The organism is Rhizobium sp. Root483D2 (genome assembly GCF_001426685.1).
In the GTDB taxonomy this organism is placed as follows: domain Bacteria; phylum Pseudomonadota; class Alphaproteobacteria; order Rhizobiales; family Rhizobiaceae; genus Pararhizobium; species Pararhizobium qamdonense.
In genome coordinates, this window is record NZ_LMFB01000015.1 from 224,641 (window position 1) to 249,356 (window position 24,716).

Sequence of the window (24,716 nt, forward strand, 5' to 3'; positions counted from 1 at the left end):
TTTTCGCAAGGCAGACATGGAAGACGGAAGTAGGTCTTGCAACGCGGAGCGGGCGAACCCACATTTCAGGCAACGAAAGGTGACGACAATGCAAAGCATACGCTCTCTCTTCCTGACTATCGCGGGCATCGCGTTCACGCTGATGGCCTTCGTCTTTACCGCATCGCTCGGTCTTGCCCTGATCGGTATCGCCTCGGTCGTGATGATCGGCATGACGATTGCAGCGCGGCTTGCGCCCAAGCCGGTTCGCGCCACCGTCAACCGCAACCGCCAGCAGCGCGAGCCGCGTGTCTGGAACGATGGCCGCGGCACGATCATCGACATGTAAGGCCGGGTTGCGGGCTTTCCCGCAACGCTGAGCAAGATTCTCCTTCATTTCGGCATGAAATTGCTCTAAACGCTGGGCGGACATTCTTCCGCCCCGTTGAAATCGAAGGCCATTGCCATGGACAAGTTCGTCAAGCTCACCGGCGTTGCCGCGCCGCTCCCCGTCGTCAACATCGACACGGATATGATCATTCCGAAGGATTACCTGAAGACGATCAAGCGCACCGGTCTCGGTACCGGCCTTTTCGCCGAAGCCCGCTATCATGAGGACGGCTCGGTCAACGAGGATTTCGTGCTCAACAAGCCCGCCTACCAGAATGCCAAGATCCTGGTTGCCGGCGACAATTTCGGCTGCGGCTCGTCGCGCGAGCATGCCCCATGGGCGCTGCTCGATTTCGGCATTCGATGCGTCATCTCGACCTCGTTTGCCGACATCTTCTACAATAACTGTTTCAAGAACGGCATCCTGCCGGTCGTGGTCTCCCCGGAAGACCTGGAAAAGTTGATGGATGACGCCTCGCGCGGCTCCAATGCCATCCTGACCGTCGATCTGGAAAACCAGGAAATCACCGGCCCGGACGGTGGCAAGATCAGCTTCGAACTCGACGCTTTCCGCCGCCACTGCATGCTGAACGGCCTTGATGATATCGGCCTGACGCTGGAAAAGGCAGCCTCCATCGACACGTTCGAAAAGGCCAATGCCGCTTCGCATCCCTGGGCCTGACCCGCAATGCCAAGCCCGCGAAAACTGATCTCTTCCGGCTCGCCGTTTGAAAAGACGGCGGGGTATTCGCGGGCTATCGTGCAGGGCGAGTGGTGCTTCGTTTCCGGCACGACCGGCTACGACTACCAGACGATGACCATGCCTAAGACGGTGGAAGCGCAGACCCGCAATTGCCTGAAAACGATCGAAGCGGCCCTTACAGACGCCGGTTTCTCGCTGAAAGACGCGGTGCGAAATCACTATTACGTGACAGATGCCGCCTTTGCCGATGCCGTCTTCCCGATCCTTGGTGAGGCCTTCGGCGATATCCGCCCTTCGGCCACCATGGTAGTCTGCGACCTGATCCGGCCGGAAATGCTGATCGAGATCGAAGTCACCGCCTTCAAGGGCTGACGGCATGCATCAGCCGTCCAAGAGGCCGGCCCCGCGAAACTCCGCCAAGCGCGCTTTTACCAATTCCGCAAAACGATTTGTTTTCAATATCCAGGCCTGTAGCATCCCGTTTGAACATTGATGTCAGCCGAGGGGAAAAGCATGCTTTTGAGAATGGAAGCGAAACTTGCCGGCGTCTGCACGCCGGTTTTCACCAGCCATCCGGTCCGCTGGCTGGGGCTTATGGCATTGTGTTCGATCTTCATCCTGAGCGGCGTGACCAAGCTCCTCGATTTCAGCGCCGCCGTCGCCGAAATGGAACGCTATGGCCTTTTGCCGGCAAGGCCGATTGCCGCTGTGGTCATCCTTTTCCAGCTGAGCGCATCGGTCATGGTCATCAGCGGCTTCCTGCGCTGGATCGGCGCGCTGTCTCTGTCCCTGTTTACAGTGCTCGCGACAATGATTGCCCTGCGCTTCTGGGACATGCCGCCGGGCCCTGAGCGCTTCATGGCAATGAACATCTTCTTCGAGCATCTCGGGCTCGCGGGCGCTTTTCTTCTGGTCGCCTGGTACGATCTGCACAAATGGCGCCGGGGCGAGAATGACTGGAGCTGACCCAACTCCATACGCTGACTTTCTTCGAAAGGGTAGGGATGAGCAAAGGGAGTTACTTCACCACTCAACCCTTAACCAGGCCCCTCACCCTAACCCTCTCCCCGCTTGCGGGGAGAGGGAATGATAGAGTTTGCCGCTCGGTCCTTCTCCCCATTTACAGGCAGAAGGTCCCGACAGGGCGGATGAGAAGCGTGCAGCGTTAGCCGTTACGCCACGCAATCACCACGCGGCCCGATAAATCGCCAGCGCGTCCTCTTCGCTGACAGAGCGGGGATTGTTGATCAGGAGGCGGGTCTGTTTCATGGCGGCGGTGGCCATGGCGGGGAGATTGGCCTCTGTCACGCCGACATCGCGCAAATGGACCGGCATGCCGAGCGTGACCATCAGCGCCACCAGCTGTGTGATGAAATGTGCGCAGCGCTCGTCTGGATCGGGTATCGCGCCGAGTTCAGGAAACGCATCGGCGGCGATCTCGGAATAGACATGGGCTGCGGAGGCGCTGTTGAAGGTGAGCACATGCGCAAGGACCAGCGCGTTGGAAAGCCCGTGCGGCACGTGGAACAGGCTGCCGATGGGGTAGGCGAGCGCATGGACGGCGGCGACCGGCGAATTGGCAAAGGCCATGCCGGCCAGCATCGAGCCATAGAGCATGGCGCGCCTTGCCGCGATGTCGCCGGGTGTTTTGACGGCGATGGCAATGTTTGCGCCAAGCAGCCGCAAGGCTTCACGCGCCAAAAGGCGCGACACGGGATTGTTGTTGGGATTGACCGAGGCATAGGCTTCGATCGCATGCACCATGGCGTCGATGCCGGTGGCCGCGGTAATGGACGCGGGCAGGCCGAGCGTCAATTGCGCATCGAGGACGGCGCTATCGGGTAAGATGAGCGGCGAGGATACGCCACGTTTTTCATCGTCCGACACGGTGATGATGGCGACAGGCGTGACCTCCGAACCGGTGCCAGCCGTGGTCGGCACCAGGATCAGCGGCAGGCGCCGCCCCTTTGCCTGATTGACCCCCCAGCAGCCGGACAGGAGCTCGCCGGACCCGGCAACCAGCGCCGTGAGCTTGGCGACATCCAGCGAGGAACCACCGCCAAAACCGATGACCGCATCGATCTTCTCAAGCCGCGCCAGATCGATGGCGGCCTCAAGCGTCGTCAAGGACGGATCCGGCTCGACGGCGTCGAAGATGATGACGCGCTTGCCTGCCTGCCGCAGCGACAGCAGGGCCGTATCGTAAAGGCCAAGTCGCGTCAGCCCGGCATCGGTGATGAACAAAATGTTTTCAACCGCTGCCGGCAGCGTTTCGCCAAGACGTGCAGACGCTCCATCGGCGACGATCAGGCGGCCGGGGAAATGGAAGAGGAACGGCGCCGTCATCGATAGGCCACGACAGTCTGGCGCTGTTCGCCAAGCCCGGCAATGCCCAGATGCATTGTCTGGCCGGCCTCCAGATAGACCGGCGGCTTCATGCCCATGCCAACGCCGGGGGGCGTGCCGGTGGCGATGATATCGCCGGGCTCCAGCGTCATGAATTCGCTGATATAGGCGACGAGATGATAGACGGAGAAGATCATCGTCGCGGTATTGCCCGTCTGGCGCCGGATGCCATCGACGTCAAGGAACAGCGCCAGCGACTGGATATCGGCGATCTCGTCTCTCGTAACCAGCCACGGGCCTATCGGGCCGAACGTATCCGCGCTCTTGCCCTTGGTCCATTGGCCGCCGCGTTCGGCCTGATAGGCGCGCTCGCTGACATCGTTGACGACGCAATATCCGGCAATATGGGCCTCTGCCTGGTCTTCCGTGATATTGCGCGCACGCTTGCCGATCACGATGCCGAGCTCGACCTCCCAGTCCATCTTAGTTGCGGTCTTTGGCCGGATGACGTCGTCATTCGGGCCGCAGATTGCCGAGACGGCCTTTTGAAACAGGATCGGCTCTTGCGGAATCGGCAAGTTGCTCTCGGCGGCATGATCGGCATAGTTCAGCCCGACGCAGATGAACTTGGACACCGCACCGACACAAGGGCCGATGCGGACGGCGGCATCGACAGTTGGCAGGCTTTGCGGATCGATCGAGGCGACGCGGGCAAGGCTCGCATCGTTGATCGTCAGCCCGGTAATATCCGCAACCACGCCGGAGAGATCGCGGATGACTCCCGTCGCGTCCAGCAGGCCGGGACGCTCATGACCGGCGTCCCCAAAACGAAGCAATTTCATGATCTTGTCCCTGGAGTTGAAGCTTAGTTGGCGGCCTGCGACGACGTATCCGACCAGAAGGCATAGCGGCGGGCGACGATACGCAGTGCAACGCTCATCAGGATGCCCATGGCCGAGAGATAGAACAGCACCGAAAACACGCCGGTGACATCGACCGACGCCTGACGTTGGATGATGACGCTGCCGAGCCCCTGGGATGCGCCGATGAACTCGCCGACGACAGCGCCGATGACCGCAAGCACCGCGCCGACTTCGAGCCCTGCAAACAGATAGGGCAGCATTGCCGGAAGGCGGACCTTCACATAGGTCTTCACCGGCCCTGCCCGAAGGGCGCGCATCAACAGAAGCCGCCGGGGATCGCCGGTCCTCAAGCCTGCCACCACATTGACGAGGATCGGGAAAAAGGCGAGCAGCGCGGCCGTGACGATCTTCGACTGTATCCCATATCCGAACCAGATGATCAGCAGTGGCGCGACCGCGACCTTGGGAATGGTCTGGAGCGCCAGTGCGAAGGGATAGACCGTCCGGTCGAGAAACCGGACCAGCGCGATGCCGGTTCCAAGCGCAATCCCGAGCACGGCCGCAGCGGCAAAACCGACGATGACCTCGACAAAGGTGATCCAGAGATGCGGCAGAATGACCCCTGTCGCCAGATCGTCCCAGATGCGCCGGATGACATCACTGGGAGTCGGCACGATGAATTGCGGCACATCGAGAAGCCGCACGCTTGCCTCCCACAGGAAAAGCAGCACCGCCGTTGTCAGCGAAACGACGAGCCATTGCGGCATTTCGCCGGAGGGTTTTGCAGCCCTTGGGGAGGTGGGAGCTGACGCGGTGGAGGCGATGCTGAGGTCCTGGTTGCTCATGATGCGTCTCCCCGCACGTCCAGCAGATGGCGCAGGCGCGCCACATAGGTTCCGAAATGGTCGGATGCCATCAAATCGATCGAACGCGGACGCGGGATTTCGATCGGGATGATTTCGCGCACCGTCGAGGGCCGGCCGCTCATGACGAAGACGCGATCGGCCAGGAATGCGGCTTCGGCGATCGAATGCGTGACAAAGACGACCGTTGCGCCCGATTGGAGACTGATGCGCTGCAGTTCGAGGTTCATCTGCTCGCGGGTCATCGCATCGAGCGCGCCAAAAGGTTCATCCATCAAGAGCAGCGACGGATCGAGCGACAACGCCCGGGCGATGGCGACACGCTGCTGCATGCCGCCCGACAGTTCATTGGGATATTTGTTTTCAAACCCCGACAGCCCCACCAGGTCGATCATATCCTGGGCACGGCGGCGGCGTTCGGATCTGGCAAGGCCATTAATCTCGCCAGGCAGTTCGACATTCTCGATCACCGTACGCCAGGGAAAAAGGACGGCATCCTGAAAGACGATGCCGAAATCCTCCTGCGGGCCGGTAACGACCACGTCCTTGAAACGGATGGTACCTTCGCTGGGGCGCAGCAGGCCAGCCAGCATCATCATCAGCGTGCTCTTGCCGCAGCCCGATGGTCCGAGAATGGCGATGAATTCGCCGCGGGCAATATCGGCCGTGACCGAATCCACGGCCCGGACAGGACGGCCGTCGGCGGCGCTATAGACCTTGGCCACCTGTTGCAACTGTATCAGCCGTTCGCTTGCCAGCATGGTTTGAATTTGCGGAACTCGTTCAGGCTTCATTTGCCCCAGTTCCTTGCCTTTTCGCGGATCGGAACCGGATCGACCCGGCTTGCGGCCGCAATCAGATCATTGGTGACGAGATCGCTCGATTTCAGATCCTCCGTGAAAACGCCCTCGGCTTTGAGGACATCCATGTAGGACTGCACCTTGGACAGATCGTATTGACCGAATTTCTCAACCGGATCGTCGTTGAACAGAGCGGACTTGAAGGCGATTTCAGCCAGGCCCGTGGCGACGGCCTGCTCCTGCGTACCCTGTGGTTTGGCGGCGGGATTGACCTCCCAGTAAATTTGAAGCGCGGCCTCGGGGTTTTCCTTGATGAAGATGCGTGCCTTGACCTGCGCGCGCAAAAACCGCTGCAGTGCGTCGGCTTTCTCGCTCAGCTCCTGGTCGGAGGCGAAAAACCCGCCATTGCTGACATCGCCGACCTCAGGGTGATAGATGTAGCGGAATTTGTGCCCGGCCCGCTCCAGGCTGCCATAAACAGCATCCCACAGCGAGAGCGCCTGCACCTGGCCGCCGGCAAGCGCCGCCATCGCCTGGTCACCGGTACCGACGGGCAGGAACATATCGTTGGTGGGATCAATACCGGCCGAGCGAAGCAGCGACTTGGCAACCGTCATTGACGATGACGCCATGCTCGCGACGCCGATCTTCTTGCCCGCCAGATCCCCTGCGGACTTGATATCGCTATCCACGGGAACAGCAAGCCAATAGATCAGCTGGTCGTAACGCGAATAGATGAATTTGCCGCGAAGGCCTTTGGAATACCCGAGCAGATAAGGCTCGAACGTGACGTCGGCGATATCGGCGCTGTTGCTGGCCGCAAGCTGCGTAGCCAGCGCTGCACCCTGGGTATAGCGGATTTCGACCTCCAGGCCTTCTTCGGCAAAGAAGCCGGCCTTTTGCGCCACATAGGTGTTGAGATAGGCCGGGTTCGGCACCGGAGAGCCGCCCTGCACGACAAAACTTTCCTGCGCCTGAGCCGGCGATAGGGCCGCCGCCATCAGCGACAGGCCTGCCAGCATTCCCACCAGTCTAAACATGATTTCCTCCCTGGACCTCGATGAAAACGATATGCCGCAGGCTGCCCGCAAGGCAGCCTCCTTCCTACGGCAGATCAAAAAAGCGTTCGGCATGGACGTGATAGACCTGCCGTTTGGGACGATCCCAATCTTCCCTGTTGACGAACCGCGTCGATGAGCGGCTCTTGACGGCGCGGGGCAGGATGAGCCCGCGCAAAAATGCCGTGTCTTCTTCCTTGTGCATGCGCGCCGAGACCGGCTCGTCGATGCCGTTTTCGATGAAGCTGTCGCCCGGCAGATGCAGCTTGGGCACGCCGCCCGGGCCAATGGCATCGATCTCGCCGCGCGCCACCCAGCGAATTCCCGGCCCCTGATGCATATGCAATGGTGCGACCGTACCCGGTGGAAACGTGACCTGGTCGCACCGCAGCAGCCAGCTGTTGGCCGGATCAAGCGCGATGTCGAAGCTGTTCAAAACCCGCGACTCCGATTTTGGCGACGAGCGCAGCCGGCCGTCATGCGTCTCGGTTTCCGGTACAAGTTCCCAGCGCAGCACCTCCGCGCCCTCCGGCCCCACGACATAGCTCACCTCATCCTGGCCAACCCAGGCGGAGCCTGCCGAATGAAACTGGTTGGATGACGCGGTCTCCACGGTCAGCCCGCCGTTGCGGACATAGAGGACCCGGACGGCATTGGGCAGAAAGGAGATGTCGGCATTGACCGGGACAATGTCTTCGAGAAGCCGAAAAATGTAGCGCATGCAAACCTCGTAACCTGAGCGTCGAGCGCCCCGGGACCTAGTGTTTCAGATAGTGTTCTGCGACCTTGAACGGGATGACCTCGACGGAATGCCAGACGCCGCCGAGCATCCAGGGATCATTGTCCAGCCATTCCCAAAGAGCGGCCTCGTTGTCGAAATTGCAGATGCAGCCCGAACCGGCGGGATTGCCCGCCTCGTCCTGAACCATGCCGCCGAGAAGCAGCTTGCCCTCGGCCTGCAGCTTGCTGGCACCCTCGATATGCGCCGGGCGGAGTTCCGCACGCTTGCGCTGCAGCTCCGGATCCAGCGGATCCTGCATGCGGCAGATGACGATATATTGCGGCATTGTCCTATTCCCCCACCATGAATGTTGCTTGACCGAGCGCCTCGAAGCGCGCCCGGACATAGGTCCCTGCCACAAGCGGCCTTGCGGCAGTGGCGCTGCCCGACAGAACGATATCTCCGGCCTCTAGACTGTCGCCACGCTCCGCCATCAGCCGGGCCGCCGCCACCAGCGAGCGGATGGGATGACCCATGATCGCCGCGCTGGAACCGATTTCCACCGGGTCTCCATCCACCTCCAGGCTGATGCCGAGATTGCCGAAATCGACCGACGCACTGTGCCAGGCGCCGATCACCAAGGCTGCGGACGACGCATTGTCGGCAACGGAATCCGAAAACCGGAATTTGAAATCCTTGTAGCGGCTGTCGATGATCTCGATGGCGCCGGCGACACTTTCAATCGCCGCATAGGCTTCAAGCGCCGTGACCCTGCCTTCAAGCGGCCGCTTCAGCCGGAACGCGATCTCCGGCTCGGCGCGCGGATGAATGTAACGGCTGCGCGCCAACGTTCCGGCATCGTCGATCAGCATGCCATCGGTGAGGCGGCCCCAGCTCATCTGGTCGACGCCGACTTGCGCAATCTTGGCCTTGCTGGTCAGCCCCATCTTGATGCCGATCCGGCGGTCGCCGCCTGCGATCCGGCGCTCTATGGAGAGCCGCTGCACCTCGTAGGCCTCACCCGTGGAGAGTTCGACATCGAGCTGGGCCACCGCTTCGGCCGACATGGCGGCATTATGAAGCCTTGCGGCAATGGCATTGAAATCAGTCATTGCGCTTTCCTCGGCCCGAACTGAACCCCGACGGAACCAAGGCCGTTGATACGGGCCTCCAGATATTCGCCATCATGGGAGCGGACCATCGGCCCGAGCGCACCGGACATCACCACATCGCCCGCATGCAAAGGGCGGCCAAGCCGCACCATGGTGCGCGCCAGCCAGCGCAGCGCGTTAAGCGGATGACCAAGGCAGGCAATGCCCGCCCCGAACGACACGGGGTCGCCATTCCTCTCGATGACCATGCCGCACAGAAGCAAATCGATCTGATCGATCTTGCGGGGGCTCGCACCCAGCACATAAAGCCCCGACGACGCATTGTCGGCGATCGTATCGACGATATCGAGGTCCCAGTCGGTAATGCGGGTATCGATGATTTCCAGCGCCGGCAGGGCATAGGCCGTGGCGCGCACCACTTCGGCCAGAGACGGGTTTTCCTGCGTCAGATCGCGCTCCAGCACGAAAGCGATCTCGCCTTCGGCCTTTGGCTGGAAGAGCGTGCCTGCCGGTATCGTATCGCCATCGGCGATCTCCATATCGGAGAACAGCATGCCATAATCCGGCTGGTCGATATTGGCGTTTTTCTGGACGATTTTCGCCGTCAGACCGATCTTGCGGCCCGACAGCCGCCGCCCTTCTGCCAGCCAGCGCACCGTATTGGCTTCCTGGACACTATAGGCTCCAGCCAGATCGCGCGGCGCCAAATGCCGGCGGACCGATGCACAGGTCTGCTTTGTAGTATAAGCATCGTATATATCGCGCGCCGCCTGTTCAATACCATGGCGGCTACTGGCAACTGTGGCCAGATCCTGGTTTTTCATGCCTCAACGCTCCCAAATCCCACGTCGAGAAGAAAATATGAAATGTAAAATTCGCCATGAAGCCGGAATTCTAAGAGAAATTACGCAATTCTAAAGTAGTATATTATAATTACGTCATTCAAATCACTGATTGGCGATTGTTCATTCCAGTATCTTCTTGCCTCCCGTTGACGATATGTTTAGGCTCTCCAACAAAAAGAAACAGGCAAATCGGTCAAATATGTCCACCATGTGGGCTTTTCGCGGGTAGCGGATGTTAGACATTGCTCACAACGGCGCCGACAACCGGAAGAGTGGCACCCAAGCCATTTCCAGAGCGCTGGATGTGCTCGACCTGCTGGCCATGGGCTCCAATCCCAATCGCGGCCTGAAGATCGGCGACATATCGAAGTTTCTCGGCATCACGCGCCCGACGACGCACCGGATTTTGACCACGCTGATCGAGCGCGGCTTTGCCCAGCGCGTCGAGAAATCGGGGCGCTACATGATCGGCGAACAGATCAGCCTTCTGGCTTTGTCGAGGGAACGCAAGCTTCCCATTCTCCAGCTTGCGGAAACCCATCTTCAGGAGATCAGCCGCATCGTCGACGACACCGTGTTCTTTTCCATCCGCAGTGGCCGCGACGTGGTGACCATCGCGCGGATGATCGGCAATTTTCCGATCCAGGTCCTGTCGATCGATGTTGGCGACCGCCGGCCGCTGGGCGCGATCACGGCGGGGGTTGCCATGCTCAGCCGGCTTTCCGACGCGGAGGCGGCGGGCATCGTAGCCAATGACGAGGCCCGGCTGGCGAAATTTCAATATACGGTGCCGGATGTACTGAATTTCGTCCGCGAGACTCGTGCGCGCGGCTTTGCCTATCGCCAGAAGGGCGTGATCCCCGGCACCAAGGCAATTGCCGTAACCGTCGGCAGGCCTGGCGATCCCGTCATGGGGGCCGTTACGGTTTCGGGCATGGCCAAGCGCATGACCGAAAGCCGCGTCAACGAGATTATCGGTGCCGTGTCCAGCGAATGCGAGGCAATGGCAACCAAGCTGCGGCAGAAGCTGACCGCGGACGGCCTGATGACGCCGTAGCCAGCTCCATTCCCATGAGCAAAAACACCTAGTAAGTCGCCCGCCCGCCGGAAATATCGTAGACGGCGCCGGTGGAAAACGAGCATTCCTCACTGGCAAGCCAGGCAACCAACGCGCCGAATTCCTCCGGCTTGCCGAACCGGCCCATGGGGATTTTCGAGAGCATGTAATCGATGAATTCCTGGCTATTCTGCTTGAAAATATCGGTCTCGAAGGCGGCCGGTGCCACGGCATTGACGATGACGCCCGTTTTCACCAGCTCCTTGCCCAAAGCCTTCGTCATCGCCATGACGCCTGCCTTGGCCGACGCGTAAGGGGTGGCCGTCGGGTTGCCTTCCTTGCCGGAAATTGACGCGACATTGACGATCCGGCCATAACCTGCGCGGATCATGTGCGGGATCACCGTCCGGCAGCAATAATAGACGCCGAACAGATCGACTTCGATCACCTGGCGCCACGCCTCCACCGGGTATTCCCAGCCATTAACATTCGGCCCGGAAATACCGGCATTGTTGACGAGGATATCGATCTTGCCGAAGCGCTCCAGCGTCTGCGCCGCCGCAGTGCTGACCGAACCCAGATCGGAAACATCGCAGACAAAGCCGGCCGCCTCGGAACCGAAGGCAGCGATAGCGGTTTCAAGACTGGCCGGATCGACGTCCCACACCGCAACCTTTGCACCGCTGCCCAGTACACGCTGGACCACCGCCTGCCCCAGCCCCTTTGCACCCCCCGTCACCACGGCGACACGATTGTGAAGATCGATTGCGTTCATGTTGTCCTCCCAGATAAAACTCACCTGGAGGTCTCCCGGAACGGTGCGAACGGCAACACGAAACGGGATGTTCTGACCACATGGTGGATATCAGCGAGGGGTCGCGTGGCAGGAATGCGAGGCGGATCGGCGTGACGGCAGCATGGGCTGGCTTGCGAAGCGGCGGCTATGCCGCTCCGCAAGCTGGCATCGTCAGCTCCAGGCGTGCAGCGGCGGTTTCTCGCCGTTCAGGAAATACTTTCCAAGGATTGAATATTTCCAGCGGACCGGATCGTGCAAGGTATGGGTGCGAGCGTTGCGCCAATGACGGTCAAGCCCGTGTTCGGCAAGGGTCGAGCGCGTGCCCGCCAGTTCGAAGAGCTTGTTGGTTGCGGCAATCGCGATCTCGGTGGAGAGGATCTTTGCCTCCGCCGTGACGATCTGCGCTTCGGCGACGGTTTCGGCGTTGGGGTCGAGAATAGCCCGGTCGATGGCGTAGCCGGCCTTTTCCAGAAGCGCCTGTGCCGCATGCAGCCGGAGTGTCAGGTCGCCGATGGCCTGGATCGTATAGGGATCGTCCCAGGCGTTATCAACGCCGGAATCCACCCAGGCGCGGCTCTTGGTGCGCACGAAATCGACGGTTTCGTCGATCGCAGCCTGTGCGATACCGGTATCGACGGCAACCTGGATGATCTGGAAGATCGCCCCATCCGCCGTCGGCACCTCGTATCCCTTGTAGCCCGGGACCAGATGCGTCTTTGGCACTTTCACATTGTTGAGCAGCACGGTTCCCGACAATGTCGTGCGCTGGCCGAAGGAGGACCAGTCATCGATGACGGTCAAGCCGGGTGCATCACGCTGCGCAATCGCATACCAGGCCCGGCCCTCGCCATCGAGCGCAACGATCGGCACGAGATGCGCAAGCAGCGCACCCGACGAATAGAACTTCTGGCCGTTGACCACCACATGATCGCCGGCATCGACGAACCCGGTCTCGAAATCGACCGCACGCTTGGAGCCGAATTCGGAGAAGGCGTTGCCGAAACGTGTGCCTTTCAGAACTTCGGCAAAGAGCAGCGTCTGTTGCTCTGCGTCCGATACAGTGCGGATGGCGGCAACGACACCCAGATGGTTCTGCGCGATCTGCCCGATGGAGGAATCGGCCGCCGAGATGATCTCGATCACCTTGGCCAGCGTTGCATAGGAGACTTCGGGGCCGCCGAATGCCTTCGGCACATTGATCGACCAGAGCCCGCTCTGCGAAAAGGCATCCAGCTCCTTGACCGGCCAGATGCGGTCGCGGTCGCGCAATGCCGATTCCCGGACAAATTCGGCCGCAAGCGTCTTGGCAATGGCAATCGCCTCGGCATCGGTCCTGATGATATGGGCTGGTTCTGCCGGGCGCGGAACCGGCGGCACCGCCGCTGCTGCATTGTCCGTATTGACGGGGGAAAGGGTCATGGGTCTGTCTCCTTTTCGATTGGGTTAAACGGCATTGGCCGGGATGGATGGCGCCGTGGCCCTCAGGCCGAGATAGAAAGTCTTGATATCGTCACGCGCGCGCAGCGCCTGCGCATCGCCGGAAAGCACGCTGACGCCGTTTTCCAGGATGATGGCGCGATGGGCATAGGTTAGTGCGACAGCGGAATTCTGCTCCGCTACCAGGATGGAAAGACCCTCGTCGCGATTGAGCTGACGCAGCGTCCGGAAAATGTCCTGGACGATGATCGGGGCCAAACCCATGGATGGCTCGTCGAGCACCAGAAGGCGCGGCCGCGACATCAGCGCCCGGCCGATCGCCGTCATCTGCTGCTCGCCGCCGGAGGTGAGGCCACTGAGCGCACGGCGCTTTTCCTTCAGTCTTGGAAAATGCGTATAGACCCGTTCGATATCTGCAGCGATCTCAGCACGCGTGCTGCTGCGGCCAAGGCCACCCGAGACGAGGTTTTCCTCGACCGTCAGGCTGCGGAAGCAATGGCGGCCCTCAAGCACCTGCACGAGGCCGGCGCGCACCAGAGCGGCGGGGCTTGTTTTTACCACATCCAGCCCGTCGAACCGGATGCTGCCGGACACGATCTGTCCACGTTCGGCCGCAAGCAGATTGGACAGTGCCTTCAGCACCGTCGTTTTGCCCGCACCATTGGCGCCAAGCAGCGCCAGGATTTCACCGCGCGCCAGATTGAAGCTGACGTTGTCGATCGCGGTGATGGCGTGATTGTACGTCGCTTTGAGATCATCGACGGCAAGCAGCGCATTTTCCAGAGCCATAATCCTGTTCCTGTTGCCTTGAAGGGCGGGGGTTGCGAAGAGGCGCGGGGCGGGTTGAGAGGGAAAACAACCGCCCCCGCGCCTGTTCCTCGATGCTGCGCCCGCCGCCGGGCGCAAGCATCGAAGGGTCAGTTGGTCGCCGTTCCCGCATCTTCGGCCGTGCGAAGCTTGATGCCCTTTTCAGCGGCATAGGCTTCCGACGACTTTTCGATGATCGGGCGCAGCAGCGCCCAGTCCGGCGCGATCCAATCGGAGACGACATTCCACTTCGCGCCATCCCACTGCTGGAAGGTCACGTAGCCATTGCCTTCGTGATTATCCCAGGTGACGTTGATCGAGTGGAACAGGCCCTTGGCGCCCAGCGCCTCGACGCGGGCGGGATCGAGTTGCAGATGTTCAAAGCCCCAGCGGACTTCGTCTCCGGTCAGCGTCCGCTTGCCGAATTTCTCCTGCGCGATGCGGATCGCCTCGACATTGAGAATGCCGTTGACGATGCCGAGATTGTGGTACACTGAGCCGATACGCTTCTTGTCTTCAAGATTGCCCTTGCCGGCATCGTAGATCGTCTTGACGATCTCCTGAACGACCGGATATTCAGCCCCGGATGCCTGGGTGGTGATTGCCGTATAACCCTTGGCCGCGTCGCCGGCGGGGATGGCATCCTCTTCCGAATTCGACCAGACATTGCCGATGATATGATCGACCGGGAAGCCAGTCTTGGCGGCAGTCTTCAGCGCAACCGGGTTCATCACGCCCCAGCCGCGCAGGACGACGTAATCGGGCTTGGCGCGGCGGATTGCCAGCCATTGGGACTGCTGTTCGTTGCCAGGATGCGGCACTTCGATCTGCTGCAGTTCGAAGCCGTATTTCTCAGCCAAGAGTTCGTAGATCGGGATGGTTTCCTTGCCATAGGGCGAGCCATGGTAAAGCACGGCGATCTTCTTGCCCTTCAGGCTTTCAAGCCCGCCTTCCTTGGAGGCGATATAGTTCACGATGCCGGAAGTTTCGCTATAGGGATTGAGCAGCAGCGGAAAGACGTAAGGGAAGACGCGGCCATCGGTGGAATCGGTGCGGCCGTGGTTGATGGTGATCAGCGGTACCTTGTCCTGGGTAATCCGGTCGATCATCGCATAGGCGATGCCGACGGAAAGCGGGTTCCACGCAGCCACGTTCGGATTGCTCTTGAGCCGCTCATAGGCTTCGACGCCGCGCTCGACTTCATATTGGGTCTCGGCCTCCAACCATGTCAGCTTGACGCCGTTGACGCCGCCATCGCGGGTATTGATCAGGTTGAGATAATCAATGAAACCGCCGAAGAAGCCGGTGCCGCCGGCCGCATAGGGACCGACGCGGTAGCTCTGGAGCGGGAAATATTGTTCGTCGGCATGCGCCATCGGCAATGCCACCGTGAAGGCGATGCCGGCGGCAAGCGCCGCGATCTTGAATTTGCTGAGGATCGTCATGTCTGGACACACTCCGGGTATCGACCGGGGCAAAGGCGCCGGTCCGGGTTGATCTGATAAGGCTGACTGCGTTTTGGAGCCTTGCGGGCTCCCGATCGATCAGGACCGCGCGATGGCGGCGCCGATACGTTTTCGGACCCGGTCCCAAAGAGCGGCCAGCCCATCGGGTTCGAGGATCAGAAACAGGATGATGAGCGCGCCAAGCACGATGCGCTGGCTCATGTCGAGCACGCCCGAATTGAAGATATCGCCGAGCAGGAACGAGCCGAGCCGCGACAGGACCAGCGGGAACACCACGATCAGCGCCGCGCCGAAAAAGGCACCGCGGATCGAGGCCAGCCCCCCGATGATGACGATGAAAAGAATCTGGAACGACCGGTCGAGATTGAAGCCGGCAGGCTCGACGGTGCGCAGATAGGCAAACGTCCACAGAACCCCGGCAATGCCGATGATGAACGAGGAGATACCAAAGGCCAGGAGCTTGGTCTTCAAGACCGGCACGCCGATGATCCGCGCCGCCGTCTCATTGTCACGCACCGCGATGAAATTACGGCCGGTCTGCGAATTCACCAGGCGATAGGCAAGAAGCGTGAGGACGGCGACCACGGTCAGCGAAAAATAATAGCGCCCCACCGGTCCATCGAAGACGAAACCGGCGACAGAAAGCTGCGGCGCATCGATCACGCCGGAGGCGGAATCGTTGGAAAACCAGCTGAATTTGGTCAATGCCCACTGCACGAAAAATTGCGCTGCAAGGGTGGACACTGCCAGATAAAAGCCCTTGAGGCGCAGGCTCGGAAGGCCGAACACCAAACCGATGGCCGCCGCCGAGAAACCGGCCAGTACCATACTGACGATCAAGGGCAAGCCATCGACCCGAAGATTGAAATTGAATGCGGCGAAGGCTCCAGCCGCCATGAAGGCGGCACTGCCGAGCGAGACCTGCCCGGCATAACCCGTCAGAATATTCAACCCGAGACCGGCGAGGCTGAGCGCCAGGAAGGGCAAAAGGATCGCTTCAAACAGGTAATTGGAACCGGCAAGCGGCACCGCGACATAGGCAATGGCAAGCCAGGCCAGTGGCTGTGCCCAGCGGATAGGCAATCGATGCGCCGCAAGATCGTAGGTGATCGTGGACATCGCTCAGACCCTTTCCACAAGCTTCTGGCCAAACAGGCCAGACGGGCGCACGAGGAGAAAGGCGAGCGCGATGACATAGGCAAACCAGCCCTCGATACCCCCGCCGAAATATTCGCCGATATAAACCTCGGCCAGCTTCTCCGATGCACCGATCAACAAACCGCCAACGATTGCCCCAAGGATCGAATCGAACCCGCCAAGCACGAGAACCGGCAACGCCTTGAGGACGATGAGCGACAGGGAGAACTGCACCCCGACGCGGGCACCCCACAAAAGACCGGCAACAAGCGCGACAAGACCGGCCGCCGCCCAGACCGTGGCCCAGATCCAAGGGAGCCTCAGGCCGACGGCCAACGCAGCAAACTGATCGTCGGCGACGGCGCGAAAACCGAGCCCGATGCGGGTGTAGCGGAAAAACAGGGAGAGCAGCAGCACCATGGAGGCGGCAACCACGGCTGCGAAAATATCGAACTGACTGATATAGACCCCACCGACATCGAACGGCACATCCTCGATACCAAGATCAAGCCCGTGCACCTGCGTGCCCCAGATCAGCTGCGCCGCTCCCTCGATAATATAGGACAGGCCGAGCGTCGCCATGAACAAGGTGATCGGCGGCTTGTTGGTCAGCGGCCTCAACACCGTGCGCTCGATGGCAATGCCGATCACCACCATGATCGCAAACGTGATGGCGAAGGCGAGCGGAAAGGAAATGCCGCGCTCCGTCAGACTGACGAAAGTCAGCGCTGCAAACAGAAGCATTGCCCCTTGCGCGAAATTGAGCACGCCCGAGGTCTTGTAGATCAGCACGAAACCGATGGCGACCAGCGAATACATGACGCCGGAAAGAAGACCGCCAACCAGAACCTCGGTGAAAAACAGCCAGTCGAAATCGGCCATCAGATACCCTCCCCATTTTCATTTTCGGGAGCGGTTCCGAGATAGGCATCGATCACCCGCTGGTCGCGCTGGACCTCGGCGGGCGTTCCATCGGCAATCTTGCGGCCGTAGTCGAGCACAGCGACACGGTCGGACAATCCCATGACCACGCCGATATCATGTTCGATCAAAACCACCGTCGTGCCAAACCGGTCGCGCGCGGCGCGCACGAAATCGGCCATCTCGTTCTTTTCCGTCGCCGTCATCCCGGCCATCGGCTCGTCGAGCAAAAGGATATCCGGTTCCGCCACCAGGGCACGTGCCAGCTCCACCCGCTTCTGCAAGCCATAAGGCAGCGTGCCGGCCAGACGATCGGCAGCATGCGAAAGATGCAGGAAATCGAGGATGGCCAAGGCGCGACTGCGGGCATCGGCCCGTTCCGCGCCAGCACGGCCAAGGCCCACGATCTGTTCGATGAAGCTGGAGCGGGTCCTGTGCGCCCGCCCGGTGATGACATTGTCGAGAACGCTCAAGCCCTTGAACAGGGCGAGATTTTGGAATGTGCGGGCAATGCCGAGACGGGCGAGTTTCTGTGTCGGAACTTGCGTGTACAGCCGCCCCGAAAGCCGGACATGGCCGCGCTCGGGCCGGTATACGCCACTGATCACGTTGATGATCGAGCTTTTGCCAGCACCGTTGGGTCCGATAATTGCGAGGATTTCTCCCTGTCTCACCGCAAGATCAATGCCGGTGAGGGCGACAACGCCGCCGAACGACAACGTCACTCCGGCAAGTTCCAGAATTGCGTCACTTCCGGCCGCCGGCCGTTCGCTGCCGTGGCGCAACGGACCGTCAAGGCCGGCCAGATGCTCCTGTATTTCCGGCGGGAAGGGCGCCGATCCCAGCGCTCCAAAAGCCAATGTCATTGCGCGCTAACCCCCATTATCCGTTGCGCCCGGCCGGTGAGCCGGCGCGCAGCATCCACCCCGCAGGCGTCGCCGCCTGCGGTTGCGTCATTTCCGGTGGCGGCCGGAAACCGGCCGCCGGTCTCAATGCAGACTATTCCGCAGCAATTGCGCTGGATGCTTCGGCCTCTTCGATCGCCCGCACCAGCGGGATCACATGCTTGCCGAAATACTCGACCTCTTCCTGGAAATGCAGAAAGCCGAGCAGGATGAGATCGGCGCCTGCCCGTTTGAGATCAACGACGCGCCGTGCCACCTGTTCGGGCGTACCGATCAGGTTCGAGCGGAAACCGTCATTGTACTGAACGAGATCCTCGAAGGAGGATTTTGCCCAATTGCCTTCGCCCTCCGGCGACGACTTTCCGGCATTCTTGACCTCATGGCCAAACGCGTTGACGGCGTCCGGATTGGCCTTTTCGATGATCTCGGCCAGAACGGCTCTTGCCTCTTCCTCGGTCTCGCGGACGATCGCAAACGCATTGACGCCGACGCGCACGGAATGACCGTTGGCCTTTGCCTTGCCCTGGATGTCATCGACCTGCTTGCCGATTTCCTCTGGCGTATTGCCGTTGGTAAAATACCAGTCGGAGACACGCGATGCCATGTCGCGCGCCGCGCGCGAGGAGCCGCCCTGGAAGATTTCCGGCTGCGGATCGATGGGCTTGGGCTTCAGCGAATAATTATTGAAGCGATAGAAGTCGCCGTGGAAGGTGAAATTGTCTTCGGTCCAGATGCCGCGCAGCGCACGAATGAATTCTTCTGAGCGGCGGTAGCGCTCATCATGATCCAGCCAGTGTTCGCCGATCGCATGAAACTCGCCACGGAACCAGCCGCTGACCACATTGACCGCGACCCGGCCATTGGTGAGATGATTGATCGTGGCGATCTGCTTGGCGGCAAGCGTCGGGTTCCACGGCCCCGGCAAAATGGCGGCGATCACCTTCAGCGTGGTGGTGGATTCCAGCAGCGCATGACTGAAGGCGACCGATTCATGCTGAAATTCGGCGCCATAACCGGCGGTGAAGCGGATCTGGCTCAGCGCATAATCGAAGCCGCTCGCCTCGGCGATCTGCGCCAGCTTTCTATTGTAGTCGATCGTCCAGCTCGTCCGCTGCTCGATATTGGAAATGACAAGGCCGCCTGAAACATTGGGGACCCAGTAGGCAAATTTGACCGGCTCTCTGCTGGCATAGGACATGGTATTCTCCCTCTTGAAAATGGCTAGGCCGACGCGGCGACGAGTGCTGGACGATGGTCATGAACGCGAGCGGTGGCGGCCTGACTGGCAAAAGGCAGCGCCTGCACGAGTTCTGAAACGGCGCGCTCGATGCGCTCGTGAACGGTAGGGTTGGTAATCTGATACTCGGCAAAATCGGTTTCGGTGGCATAGATGGCCGTCGGCAGCGTCAAGGCGTTGAAGAAACCGAACAGCGGCCGCAGCTGATGTTCCGTCATCAGGCCATGCAGCGGCGTACCGCCCGTGGCGGCCAGAATGACACGTTTTCCGGTCAGGGCGCGGTAATCGACCAGATCGAAGAGATGCTTGAGCGCACCGGTATACGAGGCCCGGTAGACCGGCGAGCCAACGACGAGCACATCTGCCGCCTCGACGGCGTCAACGATCGCCCGCCCCTCGGCATCGAGCTGATCGGAGCGAAGCGCCTTGAAGAGAACGGGAGCAGCCTCCACCAGTTCTATCGTTTGCCCCGCAAAGCCCAACCGCGACGCCGCCGCAGCCACGATTGCCTCGACTAGAACCGCCGTTCGCGACGGCCGTTTGACATTTCCCGATAGACCCAAAATTTTCATGGCGGCAACATCCTCTTTTGCCGCCATAGTCTATGGTTTTTATATTCTATTGATAACGTTTGATTGCTAATATTCGAGGAGAAAGTGGAATACTAGCCCTGCATGTTGGCGGGTTCTGTGGAATTTTAAACTCTATGGTTCCTGCGGGAGCGCATATGCTGCGCCGCTAAGATGCGCCATTTCCACCTGCCAGCCGGAGATCGGCGCTGTCCTGGATGGAACAGAAACGCCTATTTTCGCGGTTTTGATCGGCTGGAAAAAACGAGCATGTCCAATGTGGACCGCAGGATGGCGGTGAGCGAGTGGATGAGATTGTGCATGTGCCGTTCCATCGTCTGAGCCGGCAGGTTTCTCCGGCCAGTGGACGCTACCGGCTTTTGGACTGCCCACCCCGTTCCGGCGGGAACTGACGGCGTGCGCACAATTCTTTCCAAAACTGCATTTTCCTTGAACGGAAGTTGCGTTAAGAACGCGCCAACATCTGACACGCCCACTCTTCGATATAAGGAATGCCCCATGACAGAGCGCAATCTTTTCCTTCTGCCCGGCGACGGCATCGGCCCGGAAGCCATGGCGGAAGTCCGCAAAATCATCGCTTACATGAATGCCGAGATGGCCGGTGGCTTCACGACTGATGAAGGCCTTGTTGGCGGTTGCGCCTACGACGCGCATGGGGCGGCGATTTCCGACGCTGACATGGAAAAGGCGATGGCGGCCGATGCCGTGCTGTTTGGTGCCGTCGGCGGTCCGAAATGGGATGACGTGCCCTATGAAGTGCGTCCGGAAGCGGGCCTTCTGCGCCTGCGCAAGGATATGGAGCTGTTTGCCAACCTGCGTCCGGCGATCTGCTATCCGGCGCTCTCGGATGCGTCTTCGCTGAAGCCCGAGCTTGTCGAAGGCCTCGATATCCTGATCGTGCGCGAACTGACCGGCGGCGTCTATTTCGGCGAACCCAAGGAGATCATCGATCTCGGCAACGGCCAGAAGCGCGGCATCGATACGCAGGTTTACGACACCTACGAAATCGAGCGCATTGCAGGCGTTGCCTTCGAGCTGGCCCGCACCCGCGGCAACCGCGTCTGCTCGATGGAAAAGCGCAACGTGATGAAATCCGGCGTGTTGTGGAACCAGGTGGTGACCGCCACGCACAAGGCGAAATATTCCGACGTGGCGCTTGATCACATGCTGGCCGATGCCGGCGGCATGCAGCTTGTTCGTGCGCCAAAACAGTTCGACGTCATCGTCACCGACAACCTGTTCGGCGACATGCTGTCGGATGTTGCCGCCATGCTGACCGGCTCGCTCGGCATGCTGCCATCGGCCTCGCTCGGCGCTCCCGATGCGAAGAGCGGCAAGCGCAAGGCGCTCTATGAACCCGTGCACGGCTCAGCTCCGGACATTGCCGGCAAGGGCATTGCCAACCCGATCGCGATGATCGCCTCGTTTGCCATGTGCCTGCGTTACTCCTTCAACCTCGTGACGGAAGCCGACACCCTGGAAAAGGCAATCGCCAACGTTCTCGACAAGGGTATCCGCACCGGCGACATCATGGCCGACGGCGCCCGCAAGGTCGGCACCGTCGAGATGGGCGATGCGATCCTGGCCGAGTTCAAGGCGCTTTCTGCGTAAATGTCGCTGGAATAATGTGTATTGCGGCATCCGGGTCATCGCCCGGATGCCATTTTTGTTTGGGCGGGGTTGAATCCGCTCCACAGATTCACAAGTTTGGTCGGATAGCCATTTTGTCCCCCATCATTCCTGTTCTCAGGCTGGAGCCGAGGATGTCACAGGAATCCAGCGACACGGCGTCTGTCGCGTCACGGAGTCTTCTGCGGCGCAGACGCACCGCCACTGGATCCCGCCACAAGCCCTCGGGTTACATTCGAGGATAGGATGACGGAGGAAGAAAGGGCGCCGTGCCAAGAAAGTCCTTCATTCATGAACCGACCGCTTTCCTCATCTCTCTGGCTGCTTCTGGCGGCTGCCCTCCTCGTCGTGGCGCTGCTGCCGTTTGACGGCACTCTGTCGCAAACGGCGCAGGCTTTGCCGGGCGGTGTTGTCGCTTTCAACAAACGGATCACCGATTTCGGCACTTTTGCCTGGATGATCTACGGCTCCGGCTCGATCGTCATCGTCGCCTATATTCTCCACCGGGTGTCGCGCAGCGAAGGGTTTTCGTCGAAAAGCAAGACCGGCTGGCGGCTGGCTCTGTATTTTCTGGTGACGATTGGCAGTGCGAGCATCGTGGTGCATCTGGCCAAGCTGATCATCGGCCGGGCGCGGCCGGAGCTTTTTGCCGAATATGGCGCCCATAGCCTATCGTTCTTTTCCGGCCATGACTGGGTGTTCCAGAGTTTTCCCTCCGGCCATTCCGCCGCTGTCGGCTCGTTCTTCGGCGCCTTTTCGATGCTGGCGCCACGGCTGCGCATCGTCTTTGTGATCGGAGCGCTGGCCATCGGCATCAGCCGCGTCATTGTCGGCGCCCATTATCCCAGCGATGTGGCGGCGGGCCTGCTGGTCGGATTGTGGACGGCCTTGATGACGGCCTTCTTCTTTGCCCGGAAAAACTGGCTGTTCCGCCTGGATGAGGCCGGCTGGCCGCGGCCGAAGAACAGTTTTCAGCCAAAACCCCTGGCTTGAGGCACGCAGACTGAAAAGGCCCGGCGCAGGGGCTGCGCCGGGCCTGTTCATATGCATATCCAGTAAGGATCAATCCATGGCGTGGATATCGCGATCCTTGGTTTCCGGCAGGAACAGAATACCGATCACGAGCGTGATGCCGGCAAACACGATCGGGTACCAGAGGCCATAATAGATATCGCCCTGGGCGGCACTCATCGCAAACGCCGTTGCCGGAAGCAGGCCACCGAACCAGCCGTTACCGATATGGTAGGGCAGGGACATGCCGGTGTAGCGGATGCGGGTCGGGAAGAGTTCGACCAGAAGCGCTGCAATCGGGCCGTAGACCATCGTCACATAGATAACGAGCACGGTGAGCACGGCAATAACGGTAATCCAGCTGACGCGGGCGGGATCGGCAACCATGGTGAAGGAGCCGCCCTTGTCGATGGTGTAAACCGGCATTTCGGTCACGCCTGCAGCCTCTTCCGCCGTCAGGAGTTTGGCGGCAACCAGCTCTTCGCCGGTCATGCTGGCCTTGTTGCCTGCGCGAACGGCAGTGGCATCGAGCGTCAGTTCCCGATTGGCGGCCACGAAGCTGTCAAGCTTGCTTTCCGGAACCTTTGCAGCACCGCGAACCAGCGGATAGCCGGCGTCGTGGAGCGCAATGTTGATCTGTTTTTCAAAGGCGGCACCCGAAGCCTTGGCCTGGTCGCCAGCGGCAATCGCGTCATAGCCGGTGACCGTCTCATCGCCGATCTTGACCGTTGCTGCCGAGCCGGCCGGGCCGGGGACGACATCATAGGGAACCGAATTGCGGGTCAGGAACGACGTTGCGATATCGCAGGAGGTCGTGAACTTGGCCGTGCCGGTCGGGTTGAACTGGAACTTGCAGTCATCCGGAGCGGCAGTGACGGTTGCCCGGATGGTTTCCTGGGCTTCCGCAAGCGCCGGATTGCCGGCCCAGGTCAGCGCCTTAAACAGCGGGAAATAGGTGAGCATGGCCAGCACCAGTCCAGCCATGATGATTGGCTTGCGGCCGATCTTGTCCGACAGCGCGCCGAACAGAACGAAGAAGCCGGTGCCGATGAGCAGCGAGATGGCGACCATGATATTGGCCGACTGGCCGTCCACCTTCAAAATGTTCTGCAGGAAGAACAGCGCGTAGAACTGACCGGTATACCAGACAACGGCCTGGCCGACGACGGCGCCGAACAGGGCGAGAAGCGCGATCTTGGCGTTTCTCCACTGGCCGAAGGCTTCCGTCAGCGGCGCCTTTGAGCCCTTGCCTTCTTCCTTCATCTTCTTGAAGGCAGGAGATTCGTTCATCTTCATGCGGATCCAGACGGAAACGCCAAGCAGGATGAACGACAGCAGGAACGGAATGCGCCAGCCCCAGGCCGCAAAGGCTTCCTTGCCCAGTATCATCTGCACGGCAACGATGACGACCAGTGACAGGAACAGGCCGAGCGTTGCCGTCGTCTGGATCCAGGAGGTGAAATAGCCGCGCCGGCCCTGTGGCGCATGTTCGGCCACATAGGTTGCCGCACCGCCGTATTCGCCGCCGAGCGCTAGGCCCTGCAGCATGCGCAGCACGATCAGAAGGATCGGAGCGGCGATGCCGATCGAGGCGGCACCGGGCAGGATGCCGACGAGGAATGTCGACAGGCCCATGATGACGATGGTGACAAGGAACGTATATTTGCGCCCGACGAGATCACCCAGACGTCCAAAGACCAGCGCGCCGAACGGACGCACGAGAAAGCCTGCCGCAAAGGCAAGCAAGGCGAAGATGTTGCGGGTGGTTTCGGGATATTGGGAAAAGAAGGTTGCGCCGATATAGACGGCCAGCGAACCGTAGAGATAGAAATCATACCACTCGAAGATCGTGCCGAGCGAAGAGGCGAAAATCACCTTCTTCTGCTCGCCGGTCATCGGTGCAGCCTTTGCACCGGGCGCTACTGCGACATCTGCCATTTCGTTTGTCCTCCACTCAAAAACGGCTTTGTGCGCACCCTGAATTGCTTGCGAATCCTCCCTGATTCGCAAGCGGAATGCGCCATGAGACCAAAATGGCAGAAA

26 protein-coding genes are annotated in these 24,716 nt (G+C 60.4%); 7 read left to right on the forward strand and 19 right to left on the reverse strand.

Translation table 11 applies throughout. The features are described 5' to 3' along the window. Window positions 1-88: 88 nt before the first annotated feature. The 4 genes from ASD32_RS13930 to ASD32_RS13945 all read left to right on the forward strand — a co-directional run bounded on the left by ASD32_RS13930 (window position 89) and on the right by ASD32_RS13945 (window position 2,038). A complete protein-coding gene (locus ASD32_RS13930) occupies window positions 89-328 on the forward strand; it encodes a hypothetical protein (protein ID WP_060638609.1) in 240 nt (79 codons plus the stop codon). A gap of 117 nt (window positions 329-445) precedes the next feature. After that, entirely contained in the window at window positions 446-1,051 is a 606-nt protein-coding gene (leuD, locus tag ASD32_RS13935; protein WP_060638610.1) for a 3-isopropylmalate dehydratase small subunit, read from the forward strand. Window positions 1,052-1,057: 6 nt separating this feature from the next. Next, the gene (locus ASD32_RS13940; protein ID WP_060638611.1) at window positions 1,058-1,444 is read left to right on the forward strand and encodes a RidA family protein; all 387 of its coding nucleotides are present in this window, start codon (window positions 1,058-1,060) and stop codon (window positions 1,442-1,444) included. A 153-nt stretch (window positions 1,445-1,597) separates the two neighbouring features. Next, the gene (locus tag ASD32_RS13945) at window positions 1,598-2,038 is read left to right on the forward strand and encodes a DoxX family protein (RefSeq protein ID WP_244490170.1); all 441 of its coding nucleotides are present in this window, start codon (window positions 1,598-1,600) and stop codon (window positions 2,036-2,038) included. A gap of 219 nt (window positions 2,039-2,257) precedes the next feature. Here the strand turns inward: ASD32_RS13945 and ASD32_RS13950 are convergent, their stop codons facing one another. From ASD32_RS13950 to ASD32_RS13990, 9 genes are all read right to left on the reverse strand, one after another. Continuing rightward, window positions 2,258-3,418 carry an iron-containing alcohol dehydrogenase gene (locus ASD32_RS13950; protein ID WP_060638613.1) on the reverse strand — a complete coding sequence of 387 codons (1,161 nt, stop codon included), beginning with the start codon at window positions 3,416-3,418 and terminating at the stop codon, window positions 2,258-2,260. Further along, window positions 3,415-4,260, reverse strand: coding sequence for a fumarylacetoacetate hydrolase family protein (locus ASD32_RS13955; protein ID WP_060638614.1), 846 nt, complete (start codon window positions 4,258-4,260; stop codon window positions 3,415-3,417). The genes ASD32_RS13950 and ASD32_RS13955 overlap by 4 nt, the downstream gene beginning before the upstream one ends. Before the next feature lie 23 nt (window positions 4,261-4,283). Further along, window positions 4,284-5,126, reverse strand: a complete 843-nt coding sequence (locus ASD32_RS13960) for an ABC transporter permease (protein ID WP_060638615.1) — start codon at window positions 5,124-5,126, stop codon at window positions 4,284-4,286. Beyond that, window positions 5,123-5,938, reverse strand: a complete 816-nt coding sequence (locus ASD32_RS13965) for an ABC transporter ATP-binding protein (RefSeq protein ID WP_244490166.1) — start codon at window positions 5,936-5,938, stop codon at window positions 5,123-5,125. The genes ASD32_RS13960 and ASD32_RS13965 overlap by 4 nt, the downstream gene beginning before the upstream one ends. Beyond that, window positions 5,935-6,984, reverse strand: coding sequence for an ABC transporter substrate-binding protein (locus ASD32_RS13970; RefSeq protein WP_162252668.1), 1,050 nt, complete (start codon window positions 6,982-6,984; stop codon window positions 5,935-5,937). The genes ASD32_RS13965 and ASD32_RS13970 overlap by 4 nt, the downstream gene beginning before the upstream one ends. Before the next feature lie 64 nt (window positions 6,985-7,048). After that, on the reverse strand, window positions 7,049-7,723 hold the full coding sequence (locus tag ASD32_RS30030; protein ID WP_060638618.1) for a hypothetical protein: 675 nt from the start codon (window positions 7,721-7,723) through the stop codon (window positions 7,049-7,051). Window positions 7,724-7,760: 37 nt separating this feature from the next. Further along, window positions 7,761-8,069, reverse strand: coding sequence for a YciI family protein (locus ASD32_RS13980; RefSeq protein ID WP_060638619.1), 309 nt, complete (start codon window positions 8,067-8,069; stop codon window positions 7,761-7,763). A 4-nt stretch (window positions 8,070-8,073) separates the two neighbouring features. Next, entirely contained in the window at window positions 8,074-8,835 is a 762-nt protein-coding gene (locus ASD32_RS13985; protein WP_060638620.1) for a fumarylacetoacetate hydrolase family protein, read from the reverse strand. After that, window positions 8,832-9,659 (reverse strand): fumarylacetoacetate hydrolase family protein, encoded by an 828-nt coding sequence (locus tag ASD32_RS13990; RefSeq protein ID WP_060638621.1) that lies wholly within the window; start codon window positions 9,657-9,659, stop codon window positions 8,832-8,834. The genes ASD32_RS13985 and ASD32_RS13990 overlap by 4 nt, the downstream gene beginning before the upstream one ends. A 253-nt stretch (window positions 9,660-9,912) precedes the next feature. Here ASD32_RS13990 and ASD32_RS13995 point away from each other — a divergent pair, with 253 nt between their 5' ends. Then, window positions 9,913-10,737, forward strand: coding sequence for an IclR family transcriptional regulator (locus ASD32_RS13995; RefSeq protein WP_082546771.1), 825 nt, complete (start codon window positions 9,913-9,915; stop codon window positions 10,735-10,737). 28 nt (window positions 10,738-10,765) lie between these two features. Here ASD32_RS13995 and ASD32_RS14000 read toward each other — a convergent pair whose 3' ends face one another. From ASD32_RS14000 to msuE, 9 genes are all read right to left on the reverse strand, one after another. Next, a complete protein-coding gene (locus ASD32_RS14000; RefSeq protein WP_060638623.1) occupies window positions 10,766-11,512 on the reverse strand; it encodes an SDR family NAD(P)-dependent oxidoreductase in 747 nt (248 codons plus the stop codon). A gap of 192 nt (window positions 11,513-11,704) precedes the next feature. Continuing rightward, entirely contained in the window at window positions 11,705-12,952 is a 1,248-nt protein-coding gene (locus ASD32_RS14005; protein WP_060638624.1) for an SfnB family sulfur acquisition oxidoreductase, read from the reverse strand. A gap of 24 nt (window positions 12,953-12,976) precedes the next feature. Continuing rightward, window positions 12,977-13,759: an ABC transporter ATP-binding protein gene (locus tag ASD32_RS14010; protein WP_060638625.1), complete on the reverse strand. Its 783-nt coding sequence runs from the start codon at window positions 13,757-13,759 to the stop codon at window positions 12,977-12,979. 128 nt (window positions 13,760-13,887) lie between these two features. Next, entirely contained in the window at window positions 13,888-15,222 is a 1,335-nt protein-coding gene (locus ASD32_RS14015; RefSeq protein ID WP_060638626.1) for an ABC transporter substrate-binding protein, read from the reverse strand. A 99-nt stretch (window positions 15,223-15,321) separates the two neighbouring features. After that, a complete protein-coding gene (locus tag ASD32_RS14020) occupies window positions 15,322-16,362 on the reverse strand; it encodes a branched-chain amino acid ABC transporter permease (protein WP_060638627.1) in 1,041 nt (346 codons plus the stop codon). A gap of 3 nt (window positions 16,363-16,365) precedes the next feature. Beyond that, window positions 16,366-17,262 (reverse strand): branched-chain amino acid ABC transporter permease, encoded by an 897-nt coding sequence (locus ASD32_RS14025; protein ID WP_060638628.1) that lies wholly within the window; start codon window positions 17,260-17,262, stop codon window positions 16,366-16,368. Next, on the reverse strand, window positions 17,262-18,167 hold the full coding sequence (locus ASD32_RS14030; protein ID WP_060638629.1) for an ABC transporter ATP-binding protein: 906 nt from the start codon (window positions 18,165-18,167) through the stop codon (window positions 17,262-17,264). Before ASD32_RS14030 ends, ASD32_RS14025 begins: the two co-directional genes overlap by 1 nt. 133 nt (window positions 18,168-18,300) lie before the next feature. After that, on the reverse strand, window positions 18,301-19,404 hold the full coding sequence (gene sfnG / locus ASD32_RS14035; RefSeq protein ID WP_060638630.1) for a dimethylsulfone monooxygenase SfnG: 1,104 nt from the start codon (window positions 19,402-19,404) through the stop codon (window positions 18,301-18,303). Between the two features lie 23 nt (window positions 19,405-19,427). Beyond that, complete coding sequence (gene msuE / locus ASD32_RS14040) at window positions 19,428-20,015, reverse strand: FMN reductase (protein ID WP_060638671.1); 588 nt, start codon at window positions 20,013-20,015, stop codon at window positions 19,428-19,430. 516 nt (window positions 20,016-20,531) lie between these two features. On the opposite strand from msuE, the gene leuB reads away from it, so the two are divergent. Both leuB and ASD32_RS14050 read left to right on the forward strand, forming a co-directional pair. Continuing rightward, a complete protein-coding gene (gene leuB / locus ASD32_RS14045; RefSeq protein ID WP_060638631.1) occupies window positions 20,532-21,644 on the forward strand; it encodes a 3-isopropylmalate dehydrogenase in 1,113 nt (370 codons plus the stop codon). A gap of 309 nt (window positions 21,645-21,953) precedes the next feature. Next, window positions 21,954-22,655 carry a phosphatase PAP2 family protein gene (locus ASD32_RS14050; protein ID WP_060638632.1) on the forward strand — a complete coding sequence of 234 codons (702 nt, stop codon included), beginning with the start codon at window positions 21,954-21,956 and terminating at the stop codon, window positions 22,653-22,655. A 69-nt stretch (window positions 22,656-22,724) separates the two neighbouring features. Here ASD32_RS14050 and ASD32_RS14055 read toward each other — a convergent pair whose 3' ends face one another. Next, entirely contained in the window at window positions 22,725-24,611 is a 1,887-nt protein-coding gene (locus ASD32_RS14055; protein ID WP_060638633.1) for an MFS transporter, read from the reverse strand. Window positions 24,612-24,716 lie beyond the last annotated feature (105 nt).